General features: G+C 46.3%; 21 protein-coding genes and 1 other RNA gene. 19 read left to right on the forward strand and 3 right to left on the reverse strand.

The genetic code is table 11. The annotated features are described in order from the left end of the window. Positions 1-131: 131 nt before the first annotated feature. Both HP567_RS02995 and HP567_RS03000 read left to right on the forward strand, forming a co-directional pair. Positions 132-662 (forward strand): RNA polymerase sigma factor, encoded by a 531-nt coding sequence (locus HP567_RS02995; RefSeq protein WP_173612131.1) that lies wholly within the window; start codon positions 132-134, stop codon positions 660-662. Next, the gene (locus HP567_RS03000) at positions 646-1,947 is read left to right on the forward strand and encodes a penicillin-binding transpeptidase domain-containing protein (RefSeq protein ID WP_173612130.1); all 1,302 of its coding nucleotides are present in this window, start codon (positions 646-648) and stop codon (positions 1,945-1,947) included. The genes HP567_RS02995 and HP567_RS03000 overlap by 17 nt, the downstream gene beginning before the upstream one ends. 80 nt (positions 1,948-2,027) lie before the next feature. Here HP567_RS03000 and HP567_RS03005 read toward each other — a convergent pair whose 3' ends face one another. Continuing rightward, a complete protein-coding gene (locus HP567_RS03005; protein ID WP_173612129.1) occupies positions 2,028-2,456 on the reverse strand; it encodes a DUF4275 family protein in 429 nt (142 codons plus the stop codon). Between the two features lie 176 nt (positions 2,457-2,632). Between HP567_RS03005 and HP567_RS03010 the strand changes: the two genes are divergently transcribed. The 8 genes from HP567_RS03010 to HP567_RS03045 all read left to right on the forward strand — a co-directional run bounded on the left by HP567_RS03010 (position 2,633) and on the right by HP567_RS03045 (position 7,954). Continuing rightward, positions 2,633-3,214, forward strand: a complete 582-nt coding sequence (locus HP567_RS03010; protein ID WP_173612128.1) for a sulfurtransferase TusA family protein — start codon at positions 2,633-2,635, stop codon at positions 3,212-3,214. Between the two features lie 13 nt (positions 3,215-3,227). After that, the gene (locus HP567_RS03015) at positions 3,228-4,379 is read left to right on the forward strand and encodes an MBL fold metallo-hydrolase (protein WP_173612127.1); all 1,152 of its coding nucleotides are present in this window, start codon (positions 3,228-3,230) and stop codon (positions 4,377-4,379) included. A gap of 62 nt (positions 4,380-4,441) precedes the next feature. Next, positions 4,442-4,666: a sulfurtransferase TusA family protein gene (locus HP567_RS03020; protein ID WP_173612126.1), complete on the forward strand. Its 225-nt coding sequence runs from the start codon at positions 4,442-4,444 to the stop codon at positions 4,664-4,666. 339 nt (positions 4,667-5,005) lie between these two features. Further along, complete coding sequence (locus tag HP567_RS03025) at positions 5,006-5,794, forward strand: sulfite exporter TauE/SafE family protein (RefSeq protein ID WP_173612125.1); 789 nt, start codon at positions 5,006-5,008, stop codon at positions 5,792-5,794. A gap of 84 nt (positions 5,795-5,878) precedes the next feature. Then, positions 5,879-6,361 (forward strand): DsrE/DsrF/DrsH-like family protein, encoded by a 483-nt coding sequence (locus HP567_RS03030; RefSeq protein ID WP_007719857.1) that lies wholly within the window; start codon positions 5,879-5,881, stop codon positions 6,359-6,361. Positions 6,362-6,450: 89 nt separating this feature from the next. After that, on the forward strand, positions 6,451-6,717 hold the full coding sequence (locus HP567_RS03035; RefSeq protein ID WP_173612124.1) for a metal-sensitive transcriptional regulator: 267 nt from the start codon (positions 6,451-6,453) through the stop codon (positions 6,715-6,717). 24 nt (positions 6,718-6,741) lie between these two features. Then, positions 6,742-7,131 carry a rhodanese-like domain-containing protein gene (locus tag HP567_RS03040; protein ID WP_173612123.1) on the forward strand — a complete coding sequence of 130 codons (390 nt, stop codon included), beginning with the start codon at positions 6,742-6,744 and terminating at the stop codon, positions 7,129-7,131. Positions 7,132-7,321: 190 nt separating this feature from the next. After that, positions 7,322-7,954: an NAD(P)-dependent oxidoreductase gene (locus tag HP567_RS03045; RefSeq protein ID WP_173612122.1), complete on the forward strand. Its 633-nt coding sequence runs from the start codon at positions 7,322-7,324 to the stop codon at positions 7,952-7,954. An 81-nt stretch (positions 7,955-8,035) separates the two neighbouring features. Here the strand turns inward: HP567_RS03045 and HP567_RS03050 are convergent, their stop codons facing one another. Beyond that, complete coding sequence (locus HP567_RS03050; RefSeq protein ID WP_173612121.1) at positions 8,036-8,344, reverse strand: DUF4870 domain-containing protein; 309 nt, start codon at positions 8,342-8,344, stop codon at positions 8,036-8,038. Between the two features lie 238 nt (positions 8,345-8,582). On the opposite strand from HP567_RS03050, the gene HP567_RS03055 reads away from it, so the two are divergent. Continuing rightward, positions 8,583-9,182: a class I SAM-dependent methyltransferase gene (locus tag HP567_RS03055; protein ID WP_173612120.1), complete on the forward strand. Its 600-nt coding sequence runs from the start codon at positions 8,583-8,585 to the stop codon at positions 9,180-9,182. A gap of 12 nt (positions 9,183-9,194) precedes the next feature. Further along, complete coding sequence (locus HP567_RS03060) at positions 9,195-9,854, forward strand: DedA family protein (RefSeq protein WP_173612119.1); 660 nt, start codon at positions 9,195-9,197, stop codon at positions 9,852-9,854. 123 nt (positions 9,855-9,977) lie between these two features. Here the strand turns inward: HP567_RS03060 and HP567_RS03065 are convergent, their stop codons facing one another. Further along, complete coding sequence (locus HP567_RS03065; protein WP_173612118.1) at positions 9,978-10,868, reverse strand: EamA family transporter; 891 nt, start codon at positions 10,866-10,868, stop codon at positions 9,978-9,980. Positions 10,869-11,081: 213 nt separating this feature from the next. Here HP567_RS03065 and HP567_RS03070 point away from each other — a divergent pair, with 213 nt between their 5' ends. The 7 genes from HP567_RS03070 to HP567_RS03100 all read left to right on the forward strand — a co-directional run bounded on the left by HP567_RS03070 (position 11,082) and on the right by HP567_RS03100 (position 18,225). Continuing rightward, entirely contained in the window at positions 11,082-12,845 is a 1,764-nt protein-coding gene (locus tag HP567_RS03070) for an HD-GYP domain-containing protein (RefSeq protein WP_173612117.1), read from the forward strand. Positions 12,846-12,900: 55 nt separating this feature from the next. Further along, positions 12,901-13,165, forward strand: an RNA gene (gene ffs, locus HP567_RS03075) — signal recognition particle sRNA large type. Between the two features lie 238 nt (positions 13,166-13,403). Next, a complete protein-coding gene (locus HP567_RS03080; protein ID WP_173612116.1) occupies positions 13,404-14,837 on the forward strand; it encodes a PAS domain-containing sensor histidine kinase in 1,434 nt (477 codons plus the stop codon). A gap of 141 nt (positions 14,838-14,978) precedes the next feature. After that, a complete protein-coding gene (gene dnaX / locus HP567_RS03085; RefSeq protein ID WP_173612115.1) occupies positions 14,979-16,676 on the forward strand; it encodes a DNA polymerase III subunit gamma/tau in 1,698 nt (565 codons plus the stop codon). Positions 16,677-16,721: 45 nt separating this feature from the next. After that, entirely contained in the window at positions 16,722-17,033 is a 312-nt protein-coding gene (locus HP567_RS03090) for a YbaB/EbfC family nucleoid-associated protein (protein WP_026134079.1), read from the forward strand. Between the two features lie 28 nt (positions 17,034-17,061). After that, positions 17,062-17,658 carry a recombination mediator RecR gene (gene recR, locus HP567_RS03095; protein WP_017246916.1) on the forward strand — a complete coding sequence of 199 codons (597 nt, stop codon included), beginning with the start codon at positions 17,062-17,064 and terminating at the stop codon, positions 17,656-17,658. Between the two features lie 93 nt (positions 17,659-17,751). Further along, positions 17,752-18,225, forward strand: coding sequence for an SRPBCC family protein (locus HP567_RS03100; protein WP_173612114.1), 474 nt, complete (start codon positions 17,752-17,754; stop codon positions 18,223-18,225). Positions 18,226-18,269: the final 44 nt, after the last annotated feature.

The following is an 18,269-nucleotide window of genomic DNA, read 5'->3' on the forward strand; positions in this document are numbered from 1 at the left end:
TCGCCAAAAGGTGCTGTCCCCCGAGATAATAGCTCAAGTGGGCCGGCATTTTCTTTTTTATATCACAAAAACTGTAAGCAAATTTTAATTTTGCGTCTAATAAGATACAAACTTCATAAAGGAGCGTACGAATGGATTCCGATGACCGAATAGAGCGATGGTTCCAGCAATACGGAAATGATATTTACAATTACCTCGCGTATTTTACCGGACGTAGAGATGTCGAGGATTTAGTCCAGGAGGTTTTTACAAAGGCGCTTAAAGCCTTATCTGGCTATGAAGGAAGGGCACAGCCCAAGACATGGCTTCTGACTATCGCACGCCATGCAGCGATTGATTATAGGCGAAAGCAAAAAATGATGGACTGGTTCCCCGAAAACGTCCTCCGACTCCTCACTTCCAAAGAACGCACACCTGAGAAGGCATTGGTGTTAAAGGAACAATTGCAAGAAGTATATGAAGCGATGAATCATTTGAAAAACTCGTATCGAGAAGTTCTCATCCTGCGGTTGATCGAGGGAGTATCTACAGCAGAGACAGCAGAAATCTTGGGCTGGAGTGAAGCAAAAGTCAGCACGACGCTCCATCGAGCTATCAAGGAATTGCAAAAACAAATGGGCAATAGCGGCAGGGAGGTCAATCTACATGACGCCATCTTTTGAAGAAAAAGAGATAAGCATAGTGCTTCAATCATTTCCGTCGCTTCAGCTGGACGAGGACAAACGACGTGATATCGCGAGTCATATCCGTCGAGAAAGGGAGCTACTCGTACAAATGAAAAAGCGCAAAAAATATGCCAAGGTAATTGGAGGCGCATTTGCTTCCTTTGCTTTATTGTTTATCGCGTATCAGTGGATGCCCTCGGAGGCCGTGCCGAGCGCACAGCAGATGAATATAGAGGAGGATCAAAAGGCACAAGCCGCAGGACCGACATCCCAAACAGATAAGGTTCTGACCCTCGATTCACAAATTCAGGAGTATATAGAAGAAGCGATACATAAGACCAACAAAGCTTATCAGCCCGAAAATATGACGGTAATCGTTACCGATCCAAATACCGGAGAAATTCTTGGGATGAATCTGAAAAAACAGGATGCCAATGACCGGGTTCCAGACATAGTAAAAGCGAAACCAGATCCTGTGGCCGCATTTCCGATCGTGACGTTGGCGGCTGCTATTGAAGAGGGGAAGTATGAGGACAACGAGACTTACGAGTCTGGCACCTACGAGATTACCCCGGGCAAGTTTATAAAAGACCACAATAATGGTGCAGGGTGGGGGCAGATTACGTATTTAGAAGGTATCCAACGTTCTTCCAATGTTGCTTTTGCCAAGCTCAGTGAACAGATATCCAATCATTCGTTGCAGCAATATTATGAACGGTTCGGTTTTGGAGCGAAAACCGGCATCGAACAAATCAATGAACAGCCTGGAAAGATACCTAACATGGATACTCCCTATGATAAGGCAATGGCAGCTTATGGACTTGGGGGCTCTGCCTCTGCCATTCAACAAGTAGCTGCTGTCGGGGCCATCGCCAACGGGGGTGAATTGATGAAACCCCATGTCACGAGGGAGGAGCGGAATCACATTGACAAAGGGCGTCGAGTCATATCAGAAGAAACAGCCAAACAGGTTCGAGAAGTTTTAGAAGTGATAGTAAAAAACAAACCAGGCTCAGATACAGCCTTTTCCATAAAAGATTATGCAGTCGCTGGGCGCACAGGAATAGCAGAGAAACGCGACCAGCAAGGAAACATTATCGAAGGAAAATATACGTATTCGTTTATCGGATTTGCACCAAGCGATGATCCAAAGCTATTGGTTTACATAGCTGTTGATAACCCGAATACAGACCTCTGGGTAAAATTATGGGGACAAGAAATTGTTGCTCCCCCTTTCAAAGAGATCATGGTAAACAGTTTGCAGTATCTCCAACAACGATAATCAGCTCATCCATCCAAAAAGGAAGCATAACGCATACCCCTAAAGGTATCCGAATGCTTCCTCTCTTTGTTTCCCTCATCCTATTTCCTACAAAAATAAGGCCCACACCACTTGGTTTCATGGGTCTTCACATACGTCCACGTAAAGTCCTTATCCACGACGTACACATCGTATTCCTTTTCCAAGTCCGCGACAGAAAACCTCGCAGCATTTTCCAAGATCAGCACTTCGTTAGCAAGCTGGTAAAACACATAGTACGACTCATGGGCTACCTGCTGAAAGGCCTCATCCGCTTCCTCTCGTTCAAGACAATCCCTCAGCTTATTGCTGAATAAATGCCACAGATACCCCTGGTAGCCGTCTTTATTTTTGAGAAAAATCCTCTCTTTATCCTCTTCGGTCAGATGGCTCGCAAAATGCTTTTCCCATTCTTCCCGTAAGTATGGTCCCCAAATTGACAGCTCTGTTGTCTTCGTGTTCTTTTCCTTCATCCGGTCAGCTAGTTTCATTGGGCGCCTCCATGTTGGTACAAGTTCGTTTGTAAGAAGATACGTATGAAAGAGTGGGTCGGTCACGTTTCGACTATTGACAAAGAGAAACGAGGGGCATATTATAATACCCATAGGGGTATACGTATAAAATTGATCGATCACATTTCCATTCAAAAACGTAGGAGGTAGACAGCATGTCTGTACAATCGAATTTTTCTGCTGATAAAACAGTAGATTGCAAAGGGTTGGCATGTCCAATGCCTGTCGTACGCACAAAAAAAGCGATGGAAGAGATGTTACCGGGTCAAGTGATGGAGGTACAGGCGACGGATAAAGGGTCATTGGTTGACCTGAAGAGCTGGGCAACTAATACCGGGCATGAATTTTTGGGTACGGTTCAGGAAGGGAAAGTGTGGAAGCATTTCCTGCGAAAAGCGAGTACCCATGAGGTGAAAGAGGAGACGAATTTCTTGCGAACCATTTCTAATGAAGAACTGCAAAAAAAGCTGGAAGCCAACGAGAAGCTGACGCTCATTGATGTGCGAGAACCGGCGGAGTACGCTTTTCACCGCATTCCTATAGCCATTTCAATACCCCTGGGAGTATTAGAGCAGCGCTTGGATGAATTACAGCCCGATGACGACATTTACATCATCTGCCGATCTGGCAAGCGCAGCGACATGGCTTGTCAGTTGCTGGCCGAAAAAGGTTTTACCAAAATCACCAATGTAGTACCGGGTATGTCTGGCTGGAATGGCCCGGCAGAAAAACAATAAGGGGGAGAGAAAGATGATGGAACAACAAACAGGTGTGAAGGCGATGACGGCAAACGAGCTAACGCAGCTTCTCTTTGCGCAGGAGGAATTGTTTATTCTCGACGTTCGCAATACGAGCGATTACGAGAATTGGAGAATCGAAGGGCATCGAGTAGTGAGCATGAACATCCCTTACTTTGATTTGCTGGATGGGGTGGAGAGTGTTCTGGAGAAAATCCCTGTGAATCAAAAAGTGTTGGTCGTCTGTGCAAAAGAGGGCTCGTCCATTTTTGTCGCAGAGATGCTAGCAGAAGCGGGCATTGCAGACGTTTCTTACCTGCAAGGTGGAATGAAAGCGTGGAGTGAGCATCTGGAGCCAGTGAAGGTGGGAGACCTCCGTGAAGGCGGTGCGATTTATCAGTTTGTCCGCATTGGAAAAGGCTGCTTGTCTTACATGATCGTATCAGGAGGAGAAGCGGCTGTCGTCGATACATTGCGAATGACGGATGTGTACGAAGCATTTGCAGCCAAGCATCAATGGACGATCAAGCACACCATCGATACCCATCTGCATGCCGACCATATTTCCGGTGGAAAGAGGCTGGCAGATCAGCTCGATGCGTCGTATTGGCTTCCAGAAAAAGATGCGGAAGAAGTTACGTATTCCTATCGTAAGCTAGAGGAAGGGCAGGAAATCCAAGTGGGGGCAACCAAAATTGCGATCTTGCCGATCTATTCCCCCGGACATACCATCGGGAGTACGTCACTGATTGTCGATGATACGTTTTTTCTCACGGGAGACAGTTTGTTTGTCGCTTCGATCGGGCGCCCGGATTTGGCCGGGAAAGCAGAAGATTGGGTGGGAGACCTGCACAACACCTTGTATAATCGATATAAAGAGCTTCCCGAGCATTTAGTCGTGTTGCCTGCTCATTTTGGCAGCTACACGGAGATTGGTTCGATGGGTGTCGTATCCGCCCGTTTGGGTGATTTGTATCGCAATAATCCAGGGCTAACGATTGCGGATGAAAGTGAATTCCGGCATATCGTTACGCATCATTTGCCGCCGCAGCCGAATGCGTATCAAGAGATTCGTCAAGTGAACATGGGGAAATTAAAACCGAGCGAAGAGGAACAACAAGAGATGGAAGTAGGGCCAAATCGCTGCGCCATTCACGATAAATAACCAAGAGGTAGTTCAAAAAATCGTCTTTTGATCACGCGCTTATATAACAGGAGGAATGAAAAATGGCGGATCTTGTGGTAGATACAAAAGGTCTGGCTTGCCCGATGCCAATCGTCAAAGCCAAAAAAGCAATGGACGGAATGCAATCCGGTCAAACCATGGAAGTACTCTCGACAGACAAAGGCTCTTTGAACGACTTCACCGCTTGGGTCAAGCAAACCGGGAATGAGCTGGTTTCCCATGAGGTTGAGAACGGTGTGTACAAATTTTTGGTGAAAAAGCTGTAGGGAGACAGAAGCGAGCACTTTTGGACCAAGCCGCTAACGTTCGTGTAGTGCTCGCTTACTCCTGATTTTCATAAACGATACGTACGCCAAGGTGCGTGTAGATTTCTTCCTTGTAGTGGCCATTTGGGCATTGCTTTTCACTGAACAAGGCATTTTTGTGTGAGCGCAAAGGTTCTTGGCAGGTGGGGCACCGATGCTGAAAAATGGATTTGAAAAAGCGGACCATTTAAATCACCTTATTCACAGTTATTTACTTGGGATTAATTTTACTTGATGCTGACTCATTTGAAAAGAGGTTTGAGCATTCCGATGTGTTAGGTAGGAATGCAAGGAGGATATATGGACGTTTTGCTGCTTCTGCTCATGGTCTGTCTCGGTTTTGTCGGCTCCTTTTTTTCCGGATTGCTCGGGATTGGCGGAGCGATCATCAGCTATCCTATGCTTCTGTTTATCCCACCGGCACTAGGGGTGGCGCAGTTTTCCGCCCAGGAAGTTTCGGTGATATCGATGTTTCAAGTGTTTTTCGCGTCGCTGTCTGGCGTACTGGCTTTCCGCAAAAGAAACGGGAAAAACTCGCCCCTGATTCATAGAGGACTCGTCAGAGATATGGGGGGAAGCATCTTGGGGGGCAGCCTGATTGGTGCAGCTCTCTCCCAATACTTGTCGAATGAAAGCATCAATGTGGTGTACGGGATACTGGCGATCATCGCCGTGATTTTGATGCTCGTGAAAAATAGAGGGACAGAAGAGGCAGCAGGGGAAGTTGCGTATAACCGCTTCATTGCTGCTGGTGCAGCGTTTGCCGTAGGAATCGTATCTGGGATTGTCGGTGCAGGGGGAGCGTTCATCCTCATTCCGATCATGCTGACCGTGCTGAAAATACCTACGCGGGTGACGATTGCCTCATCTTTGGCTATTGTATTCATCTCCGCAATAGGTGGTGTGATCGGGAAGCTGTCGGGTGGGCAAATTCCGCTCTTGCCCGTTTTGTATACGGTCATCGGAAGTGTTTTGGGGGCGCCGGTGGGCAGTATGGTCAGCGCCAAGAGCGATGTGAGATATTTGCGTTATGGCCTGATTGTGCTGATCTGTGGAACGGCGATCAAGATTTGGAGTGACATTCTATAAGGAAAGATGCTTTTCTTGGCAAAAGCTTCTTTCGCTTATTTTTATACCTATACAAGTATAAGTATTTCTAAGGAGTGTTCTTACATGGAAAAACAAAAAGAAAAAACGACAATTGTGTTGTTTAGCGGTGACTTGGATAAAGCGATTGCGGCCTTTATTATTGCGAATGGAGCTGCGGCTTACGATCATGATGTCACGATCTTTTTCACCTTCTGGGGACTAAATACCATGCGCAAAGACGAGATCGTGAAGGTAGAAAAGGGTTGGCTTGAAAAAGCATTCGGTTGGATGATGCCAAGAGGCGCCAAGAAGCTCGGACTGTCTAAAATGAACATGATGGGCATGGGGCCAGAGATGATCAAGCATGTCATGAAAAAGCACAATGCCCTGACGCTTCCGCAACTCATCGAGCTGGCTCAGGAGCAGGGGGTGAAGCTGGTCGCTTGTACGATGACGATGGACTTGCTCGGCCTTAAGCAGGAAGAACTGCTCGACGGAATGGAGTATGCAGGTGTAGCTGCTTATTTGGGGGATGCGACACAGGCAAAAGTAAACCTGTTTATTTAAAACAGCTCACGTAGGCGCTTCGCTTGACATTGCCTGTATTTCGCATAAGATACCTGTATGTAAAGTAGTTCCAAGCAGGAGGAATTCATATGGATTACAACTACAGTGACGATATCAAAAGACGATTAAAACGAATCGAAGGACAAGTCCGAGGTGTACTGAAAATGATGGACGACCAGAAAAACTGCAAAGACGTAGTAGCACAGCTCTCTGCCGTTCGCAACGCTTCAGACAAGGCGATTGCCCAGATTGTAGCGGAAAACCTGCAACGCTGTTTGCTAGAGGAGCAGGCTACTGGGGGAGACACGAGCAAGCTGGTGAAAGAAGCCGTAGAGCTTTTGGTCAAGAGTCGCTAAACCGATTTTGGAGAGGAGCTTCCTATGAGTTTCACTACGATTCTTTTGCTGATCGCCTATGCGGTCATTATTTGGTATATCATCTCTCGCTTCGTTCCTGTGAAGGGATTGGAAAATCTCAAGTCAGATCAGTTCAAGGAACGGGTCAACCAAAAAAGCAGGGTACTCCTCATCGACGTACGTGAGCCGCACGAATACAAAGCGGGTCACATTCCATCAGCGGTGAACATCCCTTTGTCTCAGCTCAACCAACGTGCAAAAGAAATTTCCAGCAAAAACGATATATTGCTGTACTGCAGGAGCGGGATGCGTAGCAAGCAGGCAGCAAAAATTTTAAAGAAACACGGCATTCCGCAGATGGCCCATCTGCAAGGCGGGTTCATTACCTGGAATGGTCCGACGAAAAAGAAGTAACAGCTAGCACCTGGTGTAGGTTTGAATACCCGGGTGCTTTTTTACTGCGATGAAAAAACAGGGTTGACATTTCTTTTTGTTGTAACTAAAATGATTACAACAGGGCGATGCGACAAACGCCTATTCTTTTTGAGAGTGTTGTAACTAATTTAGTTACATCAACAACATACAAAACGGAGGGAATATTATCATGAAAATTGCAATTGTAGCAGCAAGCGGTAAAGCAGGTAAGGTGATTATGAAAGAGGCGTTGGATCGTGGTCATCAAGTGACAGCGATTGTGCGTGATGCATCCAAAATCGAGCAAAAAGATGTAGCTGTGATTCAGAAAGATGTGTTTGACCTGACAGCCGCAGATTTGAACGGCTTTGACGTAGTCGTGAACGCTTTTGGCGCACCAGCAGGTCAAGAGCATCTGCACGTCGAGTCAGGGAAGGCACTGATTGAAGCGTTGAAGGGTGCTCCTTCTACACGTTTGCTCGTTGTAGGTGGTGCAGGCAGTTTGTTTGTTGATGAAGCCAAAACACTGCGCCTTGTAGAAACTCCTGATTTCCCTAAGGCTTACTTGGCAACTGCACAAAAGCATGGTGAGTACTTGCGTGTATTGGAAGAGTCAAACGGCATTCAATGGACGTATATCAGTCCATCTGCCTTTTTTGACCCAGCAGGGGAGAGAACAGGCGCGTACAGACTCGGAAAAGACTATCTGTTAGTGAACGCTAGCGGACAGAGCTATGTGAGCTATGCTGACTACGCAGTGGCGATGCTCGATGAAATCGAAAATCCGAAGCATCAAAATGAGCGCTTCACAGTAGGCTCCTAATCTCAATTGGAATTAGGCTCTACCTGAATACAAAGACCAGCTTCCTACAAAAGGATAGCTGGTCTTTGTTGTGTATCGAGATTATCGGCCAATCCCACCGACGAATGGGTAGGAAAACGGGCGTCCATTTAAGGAATAAATGATACCTTTAACCGGGTAGTAGATCGCCATCAGTCCAAACACAATCAGGAACGGAATCCCAATCAACAAGAAGGCGAAGAACCAGGAAATAGCGATAAGCACCGTCATAATGATGTGGAACAACAAAGCTTGCAGAGCCATATTTTTGGCGTCACGATTTTGTACGAGTAGCCAGACAAGAATGGGCACAAGGATCGGTGCAAAAAATGTGCTAGCGTGCGTGATGACTTTTACACCTCTATAATCCATAAATAAGTCCTCCTTGATTAGATGTAAAACTTGATCTACTGTCATTGTAACGTATAGAAATCACTCAAAAAACCATCATGAGCGTGATTATATACTCCGACTATAGACGGAGGAATTTTTATTTCCATTCGTTTACTGTTATAGTAGTAAGAAAATCTTTCGTTTTTGGTAGATAATTCGTAATGTTTTTTGGATATGATAATTGGATAAGTAAGAACTGAGAAGGGAGTATATAGACATGATGATCGATTGCCATCATCCATCCAGCATGAAGGATCGGATGATGTTCTTCTATAATTTTTTGCGGTCACCTGGCCAAGTAGGGAGTATTACTCCTAGCTCCCGTGCGCTTTGTAAACAAATGGTTGCACCCATCGACTGGGAGCAAGCACATACAATTGTGGAATTAGGAGCGGGAACGGGGATTTTTACGAAGTGGATCGAGCAAAAGAAAAAACCGGAAGCCGTACTGGTATCCTTTGAAAAGGAGACCAAGATGCGCAAAAGGTTGGAACCACTATTTCCCGATGTACGATTCCACGAAGATGCGGTAGATTTGAATCGGGTTCTTACGGAAGCGGGGTTAGGTAAAGCCGACTGTATTTTGTCGGGATTGCCGTTTGCCAACTTCCCACAAGAGCTGCGCGATCAAATCATGGATCAGGTATATCATGCGCTAAAACCAGGCGGAGTATTTGTCGCCTTTCAATATTCGCTGCAAATGAAAAAGCAGCTTTCCTCTGTATTTGAGCAAGTATCGGTGAAAATGGTTCCATTGAATCTGCCACCTGCCTTTGTCTACATTTGCCGGAAGGATGATGGCAAGGGTGTCGGCTAGGAGGATTTTTAAATGATTGTCGATATGCTGTCCGAGTCTGTGGGTCAGTTTGGCTATTTTGCTCTTTTCTTTATGTTATGGCTAGGGATTGTTGGTATGCCGATTCCAGACGAGGTAATCGTGCTGTCTGCGGGAGTGCTGACCTCGATGGGGATTCTGCATGTTTTTCCTGCATTTATTGCGACCTATTTGGGGGTTGTGTCTGGGTTGTCATTGGGGTATGTGCTCGGGAGATGGCTAGGTGCACCTGCATTGAACTGGATTAGTCGCAAAAAAGGAATGAACAAGTACGTAGATCAAGCGCAGTCGCTGCTCGATCGTTACGGAAGCTACGCTCTCTGTATCAGCTATTTCTTTCCTGTCGTCAGGCATGTGGTTCCTTACTTGGTCGGGATCGGGAAAATGACGTTTCCACGGTACGCCCTGTTTTCGTACACAACCGGCTTTGTATGGACATTGATCTTGTTTTTGCTCGGTCATTTTATGGGAAACAAAGTGGAGATGCTTACTTCCTATGTGGCCTTATTGAATAATCGAACCGTCATTTTTTCTGTCTTAGGCGTACTGGTTCTCATTGCTGCTGCTTATTATGGATTTACTGTTTGGAGAAAACAAAAAAGCATGGCAACTGCGCCACAGCCTCTGATGATCGAGCGTGATCGAAAAGAGTAACCCGAATGGAATAATGATTGAAGTTAACAACCCTCTGCGTGGAGCAGAGGTTTTTTGCTTTTTATCATAAAAAGCCCGTCCATATGTGCGGCAGAGGCACAATGGATGGGCTTTGGACAACAATTATGAGGTAACCTTGTTTCTTCGAATGTTTCGCTGGCGGAGCCATTCCGGGAAGATGATTCCGAGTAAAATGATCACGACACCGCTCACTTGGAGTATAGAGACAGATTCATTCAGAATGATATAAGAGGAGAGCACAGCCATAGGTAGCTCAGCTGCTCCTAATATAGCTCCCATCCCCGGTCCGATGTGCGGCATACCATAATTGAAAAAAACCGTCGGGATGAAAATACCGAAGAAGGCGAGCAAAAATACGTATGGAAACAACCCGTCCAACAATGCTCCGTTGAATAGAAAAACGGGTGGGTAAATCAGGCTGGCCAACAAAACAGAGCCAGTCGCCATGCTGGAACTACGAATCCACGGATTAACAGCAATGGCGGTTTTCCCGCTGAACAAAATAAACAACGTAAAAGAGACGGCAGAGAGAAGACCGAATATGACACCCATGATATGAAATTGGGCCAATCCACCACTCTCAAAAATTCCCCCTGCAAGAAGGGTTCCTGTCAACAGCAAGAGGAGGGAAAAAATCGTCTCCTTTCCAGGCATCCTGTGAGTCATCACAGCTTCAACCAGTACGCCCATCCATGTGAACTGAAACAAAAGGACAATGGCGATCGAGGCTGGGATATATTGCAGGGCATTGTAGTACATAATTCCCGTCGAACCGACTGTCAGACCTACGACGACCAATAGTAGCAACTGGCGAAGGGGAGGCTTGGTCCGCAGGAAGAAAAGCGCGGGTATCCAGGTCAGCACAAAGCCCAAAAACATTTGCCCACCAATTACTTCTGCGGGGGAATAGCCTTGCTTGTAGGCAAGCTTTACGATGGTTGATAGTATGCCGTAACTACATGCTCCGAGAAAAACCAGGAGGATGTATCTCATCTGATGCATCTCCTCACATACGATAATAATTCTTAGCTAGAATATTACGACAGCGTCCGTTTGTCTATGGATGAAAAAGATTCCATTTTTGGTTCGAACAAAGGTTTACGATTGATCCCAGCGGGAAATAGTGAAGTGACACTATATAATCGTACCAACTACAAATGGTGTAGCTATAGGTTTGGTGAACAGCTTAGAAAAAGGGGGAGGCTTGTGTACCTAAAGTGGAGGGATCGATTGTTTTCCACATTTTTACTATTGATTCTGGGGCCTACTATTTTTATTTGCTTCCTTTTTTATGATCAAGCCAAAGAGGCAGTATTTGAGCTGTACAAGACGAATATGGATGCGAATATAGGGCTCGTCGATGAACGACTTCTGTCTCTTTTTCAGTCTATCCAAAAGGATACCGATGAATTGGCGATTAGGCTGACTGTGCGTGTAACAGATGGACCATCTTTTGTCGAAGGAAATAAAAATGGTATCCGGCGTGAATGGCCATCGCAGGAACAAGCCGTCCAAAATCTATTTGAGCGTTTCTCCCGCAATCAAAACGTGGTAGGCAATATTGTTTTTCTCGGTGAGGATGGAAGAGTTTTCTCCTTACACGAAGATAAGAGCTGGAGTGCGGATAATCAATTTATGGAACGAGAGCAATGGGGAACCGGAGAAAGCAGGGTAGATTTTCTTACCAAAAGGGAGCAAGAAAAGTATCCAAGATCATTTTTTCTCGAGAAGCGCCTGGAGAGTTCGAATCCAGAAGCTACGGGACTTTTATTGGTGGAAATCGATCTGGATAAACTGACTGACTGGATCCGTACCTACGTCGTTCCAAAAGAGTATGGCATGATGGTCCTTTCCCCCTCCCGAACCATTATGGTTCACACCGATAAAGCTATGATTGGAAATCATGTTTCGGGGCTTCCTCATTATGAAATGGTACGCAATCAGTGGGAACAATCCAATGAAAAAGGACTCTTTTCTTTGCTCATCGAAGGAAAAGACATTTACGTATACCGTCAAGTATCTGAAAAAAGCGGTGCTGCTTATTTTGAGTGGTTGCCGAGAGAGGGGATTAATGAACGATTACAACGATTGAACCTCATCTTTTTTTTCACCATTTTTATCGTTGTTTTATTTGCCTGTTATGTGGCTCATCGTTTATCAAAATGGATTGGTGAGCCGATCTATAGCTTGGTATCCGCTACTGACTCCTTGTTGAAAGGTGATTTTTCCATACGCGTCCCGATACAGGGGATGAAAGAAATAACGCTACTGGAGAATAAGTTCAACACGATGGCAGAACAAATGCATTCGTTAATTACCCGGGAGCGGGAGTATTCGCAACAGAGCCTGGATCAAATCGTTCGCAGCTTTTACTTAGCCGTAGAGATGAAGGACCCTTATACAGCAGGACATTCAGAACGAGTTACACACTATGCCCTTATCATTTACGATTATTTACAGCAACAGGAGCAGCTTGCCGTTTCACGAGATGATTTACGTTATGCTGGATTAATGCATGATATCGGTAAAGTAGCCATTCCTGATCACGTCCTTTTAAAAACAGGAAAGCTATCGCCTGACGAGTATGAATGCATGAAAACTCATTCCATCATCAGTGGAAAAATTGTGGAGCAGATAGAAAACCTGTCTCATATCAGTTCAGGAGTAAGGCATCATCATGAGCGATGGGATGGAAAAGGTTACCCGGATCAGCTCAAAGGAGAAGAAATCCCGCTGATCGGGCGTATTCTTGCCGTTGCAGATACGTTTGATGCGATGACATCTACACGTTCCTATCGCAAAGCCATATCAGCAAATGACGCATACGAAGAAATTCTGCGATGCCAAGAAACACAGTTCGACCCATCTATTGTTTCGATTTTTAAGAAGGCTTTTGAGGATGGAGCTATTCAGATAACACAATCGGCGGATTGCAAGGGAAGAGTTAGTAAGGATAGAGAGATTTCCTAGCACTGGATAGGTTTACTCCTTGCTATCGGCTACTAACTTTGGTATTCTAGTTCTACCGTGCTAGACGGGGAGGTTGCGGTGCCCTGTAACCTGCAATCCGCAATAGCAGGGTTGAATTCCTATCCTAGGTTTTCTTATGTGAGGCTGCCTTATGGCGGCGGTGTTGAGGAGCGGGTCCTGTGCAACGCGAACCCATGAATCTGGTCAGGTCCGGAAGGAAGCAGCCATAAGTGGATCATCGCGTGTGCCGCAGGGTAGCCTGCTCTGAGCTGCTACCATAAGTAACGCTCGGATAAGGATTATCGAAGATAGGTGCACGGTACTTATCACGAATGATAGGTAGCATGTTTCCGAAGGGAAGCATGCTATTTTTATTTATGTTTATTTTACGATCCAATTATTTTTTGTTGGAATTTGACGATAACTAGCGAAACATTTCCATGCTTTTCGGGTAGATAGAATGAAGGTTTTACGGGTATTTTCACGAATTTTCATAATAGGCGGAAAGGATTTCTTTCTTTCCTTTCAAAATACGTCATAGGCCAGGAGGGACAAGCTATGGGTGCACTTTCTTCGTTACATCTCGTTGGCTCGTCCGGTCGATTGCAGCGGTTCATGCATCAACTGCCTACTGCCGTTTTATTGGTGAATCAAGCGGGTAGTATCGTGGAGGTCAACGAACAACTGCTTCGTGTAACCGGATATTCACGCGATCAACTTGTCAATCAGCCTATCAGCTCTCTTCTTCCCCATCGAGGCTCCATAGAGCTCATGTATGAGGAATATTTGCGAAAGGAAGAAGAAGTGGGAACCAAAGGCGAGGTTGAACTGGAATGGTGTGATAAACAGGGAAGATGCAGGAGCACACCTGTCATGATCATGGCACAGCAAGCAGAAGAACTTCTGTACATGATTCATTTTCCCCAACTCCTAAAAGAAAGCGATCAGCTTTTGTCGCAGCGACTGCTGACCAAACTGACCTATGATACAAGCATGGGCTTGTTTATCCTCGACGAGAAATCGATCATTATCGAAGCCAGTCAAACTGCGTGCAAGCTGTTGGGTATGGAGAGACTGGACGTCATCAATAAGCACGTCGATCAAGTATTTAGCGGCATTCCCGAACCGCATCGGTTCATTAAAAAAGAACTGCTGGAAGGCGTAAAGCTGCAAAATGTCGCGACTTCCTGGACCAATGACAACCAACGCTATGAGCTGATTGTCGACGCCAATACACTCCAAGACGAGTCAGGGAAAACAGTGGGGGCGTTTATTCTTTTCAAAGACATAACAAACCTGCGATCCTTCGCCCAAAAGCTCGAGCGGAATGAACGCTTGGCGATGATCGGGCAAATTGCTGCTGGTACAGCACATGAGATTCGTAATCCACTCACCTCGATCAAAGGATTTCTGCAAATGTTCCTCAAGTCATTCGCTGACAGCGGCATGGAGCGGGAGAAAACGTACACCGAAATCATGCTCACCGAAATCAATCGCATCAATTCTTTAGTCAGTGAATTCCTACTATTGAGCAAGCCACGTAATATTCAATATTCCATGGTCGATTTAAATACCGTTTTTGAGGAAATTTTGCCGATCGTCGTGTCACAGGCGAATCTGTATGGAATTGATGTTCAGTTTGCCTCTTGCGGTAAGCTTCCAATGGTCGTCGGGGATAACGAGCTATTGAAGCAAGTGTTTATTAATATCTGCAAAAACGGAATAGAAGCAATGGGAGAGCAAGGATCGCTTCGGATTTCCCATCATTTCGATCAGGATGGCGACAAAGTCAGTATCGATATTCACGATTCAGGTCCGGGCATCCCGCTTTACATTATTGATAAAATTTTTGATCCGTTCTTTACGACAAAAGAGGAAGGGACTGGGCTCGGATTGTCTGTCTGCCAAAAAATCATTCACGATATTGGCGGTCAAATCCGTGTCTCCTCCAAAGGGTTTGGGACGACCTTCCATATCATGCTGCCGTATTAGGAGTAGAATGCGTCCCGCACAATTGTGAACGGGGCGTTTTTTAAGTGAGACTTGCCCGTTCACTTTGTACGAACGGTGGCAATCGTGTATACTGAATAGGATATAGAAGAGGACTGTGCAGATGGGGAGTGTCACACGAACATGGCTTATACCGCGCTATACCGCGTATACCGACCGCAGACTTTTCAAGACGTAGTCGGACAAGAGCATGTTACGACAACCTTGCGTAATGCTTTACGCGAAAATAGGCTGTCCCATGCCTATTTATTCAACGGTCCCCGAGGTACGGGAAAAACAAGTGCAGCCAAAATTATGGCGAAAGCAGTGAACTGCGAGCAGCCCATAGATGGTGAGCCATGCAATCAATGCGATACGTGTAGAGCCATATCCAACGGTTCTGTAACGGATGTGCTGGAAATCGACGCGGCATCCAACCGTGGTGTTGAAGAGATCCGCGACATTCGCGACAAAGTGAAATTTGCCCCGAGTGACGTCAGGTATAAAGTGTACATCATCGATGAAGTGCATATGCTGACGACAGAGGCATTTAACGCTTTGTTAAAAACCCTCGAAGAGCCGCCGTCCCACGTCATTTTTATTTTGGCGACGACAGAGCCACACAAGCTGCCAGCTACAATTATCTCTCGTTGCCAGCGCTTTGATTTTCACCGAATTCCTCTGAGAGTGATGGTCGATCTTTTGCAAAGGATTTGCCAATCACAAGGGGTGCAGGTGGAGGAGCAGGCTCTGCAGCTCGTAGCGAAGATGGCTGAAGGTGGAGCCCGTGACGCTCTTAGCTTGTTGGACCAAGCGATTAGCTATAGCAAGGACGAGGTTCGTGCTAGTGATATTATGCAGATTACGGGCACAGTTGCCCAATCTTACTTTTCTGTGCTTGCGCGACATATTGCCGAAAATGATATTGCGCAGGTCATGGAGCAATTTGATAAAGTCATGGTGCAAGGGAAAGACCCGGAGCAGTTCCTGCACGATTTCCTCTATTATTACCGCGATATGCTGTTATTGAAGACAGCGCCGCAGTTGGAAGAGATTGTCGAGCGGACCATGATTGATGATCAGTTTGCAGAGGTTGCAAAGCTGTACTCGTTTCCGGTGCTTTATGCAGCGATTGAGACCTGCAATCAGGCTTTGTCGCAATTAAAATGGTCGACCTATGCAAGGGTGCTGGTTGAACTGACGCTTGTCAAAATGTGCCAGCCTAATGCGAATGCGACGGAATCTATGGGAGCCTCACCCGTTAACAGCGAGGAACTGACCGCGATGTCCAATCGTATCCGCGTTTTGGAAGAGCGTTTGGTTCAAGTGATGCAAGGTCAGGTGAGCATTCCCGGCCAGCAAAAGGCCGAAGAAACGCGCAAGAACGAGCCAAGGCGCATAGCTGCGGCTTCTGGTGGTTCGCGAACCCCGATGAATAGAGTCAGGGAAGTCGCGAAGGCCATGGATGAGAATTTGACGAGACAGGTGCGCGGGCAGTGGAGTCAAATTTTGACCGAACTGAAAAAGATCAAGATTCAGTACCAGGCTTGGCTAGTCAATGGTCAACCGGTAGCTGCCGGCAATGAAGCTGTTGTCGTAACCTTCAACAGTGCCATCCATTGCGATAAGACGATGGAGGCAGAGCTTCGGAGCGTGATCGAGCGCGTTATGTCTACGGTGCTGGGCAGGCCCTTGCAGCTCTTGTCTGTCATGGAGGAAGAGTGGCAAAGTGTAGACCAGCAGGTTGGTCAAAAGGACGCTTCTGATGAGCCGGAAGAGGACCCATTTTTGGCGGAAGCCATCAAGCTCGTCGGAGAAGATCTTGTTGAAGTCAAAGACTAAATCATACAACCATAACCATTTAGGGAGGATACCTCAATGAAAAACATGCAGCAAATGCAACAAATGATGAAGCAAGTGAAAAAAATGCAGGAAGAAATGCAAAAAGCGCAAGAAGGCTTGAAAGAGAGAATCGTGGAAGGCTCTGCTGGTGGCGGTGCTATCACTGTGAAAATCGATGGACATAAACAAATCAAAGACATCGTGATCAAGCCGGAAGTAGTAGACCCTGAGGATGTAGAAATGCTGCAAGATCTAGTGCTCACTGCTGTGAACGATGCACTGCGCAAAGCCGATGAAATGGTAGGCAAGGAAATGGGCAAGTTTACCGGAGGCATGAACATCCCAGGCCTGTTCTAAAAATTGGGCAGGAAAAGAGGAGTAGGCGATGTTTTATCCAGAACCGGTCTCAAAGCTCATTGATGGTTTTATGAAATTGCCCGGCATCGGTCCCAAAACGGCTGGGCGGCTTGCCTTTTTTGTGCTCAATATGAAAGAGGACGACGTGCTTGATCTGGCAAAAGCATTGGTCAATGCCAAGCGTCAGCTTCATTATTGCTCGGTCTGCAACAATATTACCGATCTCGATCCATGTCATATTTGTCGAGACAAACGCCGTGACGGTTCAGTCATCTGTGTGGTGCAAGAGCCGCGTGACGTGGTAGCGATGGAGAAGACGAGAGAGTTTGAAGGGTATTATCACGTTTTGCACGGGGCAATTTCTCCTATGGATGGGATCGGTCCGGAAGATATTCGCATTCCTGACCTGTTGAAGCGCCTCGGTGATGAGCAGGTGAAGGAAGTCATTTTGGCGACCAATCCAAATATCGAAGGGGAAGCGACAGCGATGTACATTTCCCGGCTGATTAAACCTTTTGGCATTCGCGTGACGCGTATCGCCCATGGCTTGCCAGTCGGTGGAGATTTGGAGTACGCCGATGAAGTGACGCTGACCAAAGCATTGGAAGGCAGACGCGACCTGTAAAGGAATTTTTAAAAATACCATCCTAGAGTACGATATAGAGAGAAGAAGACGGGGGCTGCCTGTCTTTTTTTCGTTTCAAGAGGAGGATGCAGGATGCCAGTTATTCGTATGGAGTTTTTGATAGATGCTCCGCGACAGGTCTGCTTCGATGCTGCCAGAAGCATAGATTTGCATATGGAATCGACCGCCAGCACGAAGGAGAGAGCGATCGGAGGAGTAACGAGCGGACTGATATACCAGGGGGAGACGGTTACCTGGGAAGCCGTTCACTTCGGTATCAAGCAGAATTTGACGGTGAAAATCACAGAGATGGAGGAACCGCGCTATTTTGTGGATGAGATGGTTTCCGGCGCATTCAAACGTTTTCATCATACGCATGAGTTTATTCCAATAACGGACAATCAGACGAGGATGATTGATATTTTTGATTACACATCTCCGCTGGGTATTTTGGGAAAGCTCGCGGATTGGTTGTTCCTGAAGGCGTATATGACGCGGTTTTTGCGGACGCGAAATGAATATCTCAAGCAAGTAGCAGAAGATCAGATCAAAGCTTTGCGATCTTGATAGAAATGCCGGACTTTTTTGAATGGACGAGACATACAGTGAAA

It is taken from the genome of Brevibacillus sp. M2.1A (assembly GCF_013284355.2).
Taxonomy (GTDB): Bacteria; Bacillota; Bacilli; order Brevibacillales; family Brevibacillaceae; genus Brevibacillus.

Excerpts from the sequence above, each read along its gene's own strand:
- HP567_RS02995 (WP_173612131.1), top strand. The coding sequence starts at position 132 with ATGGATTCCGATGACCGAATAGAGCGATGGTTCCAGCAATACGGAAAT.
- HP567_RS03000 (WP_173612130.1), top strand. The coding sequence starts at position 646 with ATGACGCCATCTTTTGAAGAAAAAGAGATAAGCATAGTGCTTCAATCA.
- HP567_RS03005 (WP_173612129.1), bottom strand. The coding sequence starts at position 2,456 with ATGAAACTAGCTGACCGGATGAAGGAAAAGAACACGAAGACAACAGAG.
- HP567_RS03010 (WP_173612128.1), top strand. The coding sequence starts at position 2,633 with ATGTCTGTACAATCGAATTTTTCTGCTGATAAAACAGTAGATTGCAAA.
- HP567_RS03015 (WP_173612127.1), top strand. The coding sequence starts at position 3,228 with ATGATGGAACAACAAACAGGTGTGAAGGCGATGACGGCAAACGAGCTA.
- HP567_RS03020 (WP_173612126.1), top strand. The coding sequence starts at position 4,442 with ATGGCGGATCTTGTGGTAGATACAAAAGGTCTGGCTTGCCCGATGCCA.
- HP567_RS03025 (WP_173612125.1), top strand. The coding sequence starts at position 5,006 with ATGGACGTTTTGCTGCTTCTGCTCATGGTCTGTCTCGGTTTTGTCGGC.
- HP567_RS03030 (WP_007719857.1), top strand. The coding sequence starts at position 5,879 with ATGGAAAAACAAAAAGAAAAAACGACAATTGTGTTGTTTAGCGGTGAC.
- HP567_RS03035 (WP_173612124.1), top strand. The coding sequence starts at position 6,451 with ATGGATTACAACTACAGTGACGATATCAAAAGACGATTAAAACGAATC.
- HP567_RS03040 (WP_173612123.1), top strand. The coding sequence starts at position 6,742 with ATGAGTTTCACTACGATTCTTTTGCTGATCGCCTATGCGGTCATTATT.
- HP567_RS03045 (WP_173612122.1), top strand. The coding sequence starts at position 7,322 with ATGAAAATTGCAATTGTAGCAGCAAGCGGTAAAGCAGGTAAGGTGATT.
- HP567_RS03050 (WP_173612121.1), bottom strand. The coding sequence starts at position 8,344 with ATGGATTATAGAGGTGTAAAAGTCATCACGCACGCTAGCACATTTTTT.
- HP567_RS03055 (WP_173612120.1), top strand. The coding sequence starts at position 8,583 with ATGATGATCGATTGCCATCATCCATCCAGCATGAAGGATCGGATGATG.
- HP567_RS03060 (WP_173612119.1), top strand. The coding sequence starts at position 9,195 with ATGATTGTCGATATGCTGTCCGAGTCTGTGGGTCAGTTTGGCTATTTT.
- HP567_RS03065 (WP_173612118.1), bottom strand. The coding sequence starts at position 10,868 with ATGAGATACATCCTCCTGGTTTTTCTCGGAGCATGTAGTTACGGCATA.
- HP567_RS03080 (WP_173612116.1), top strand. The coding sequence starts at position 13,404 with ATGGGTGCACTTTCTTCGTTACATCTCGTTGGCTCGTCCGGTCGATTG.
- dnaX (WP_173612115.1), top strand. The coding sequence starts at position 14,979 with ATGGCTTATACCGCGCTATACCGCGTATACCGACCGCAGACTTTTCAA.
- HP567_RS03090 (WP_026134079.1), top strand. The coding sequence starts at position 16,722 with ATGCAGCAAATGCAACAAATGATGAAGCAAGTGAAAAAAATGCAGGAA.
- recR (WP_017246916.1), top strand. The coding sequence starts at position 17,062 with ATGTTTTATCCAGAACCGGTCTCAAAGCTCATTGATGGTTTTATGAAA.
- HP567_RS03100 (WP_173612114.1), top strand. The coding sequence starts at position 17,752 with ATGCCAGTTATTCGTATGGAGTTTTTGATAGATGCTCCGCGACAGGTC.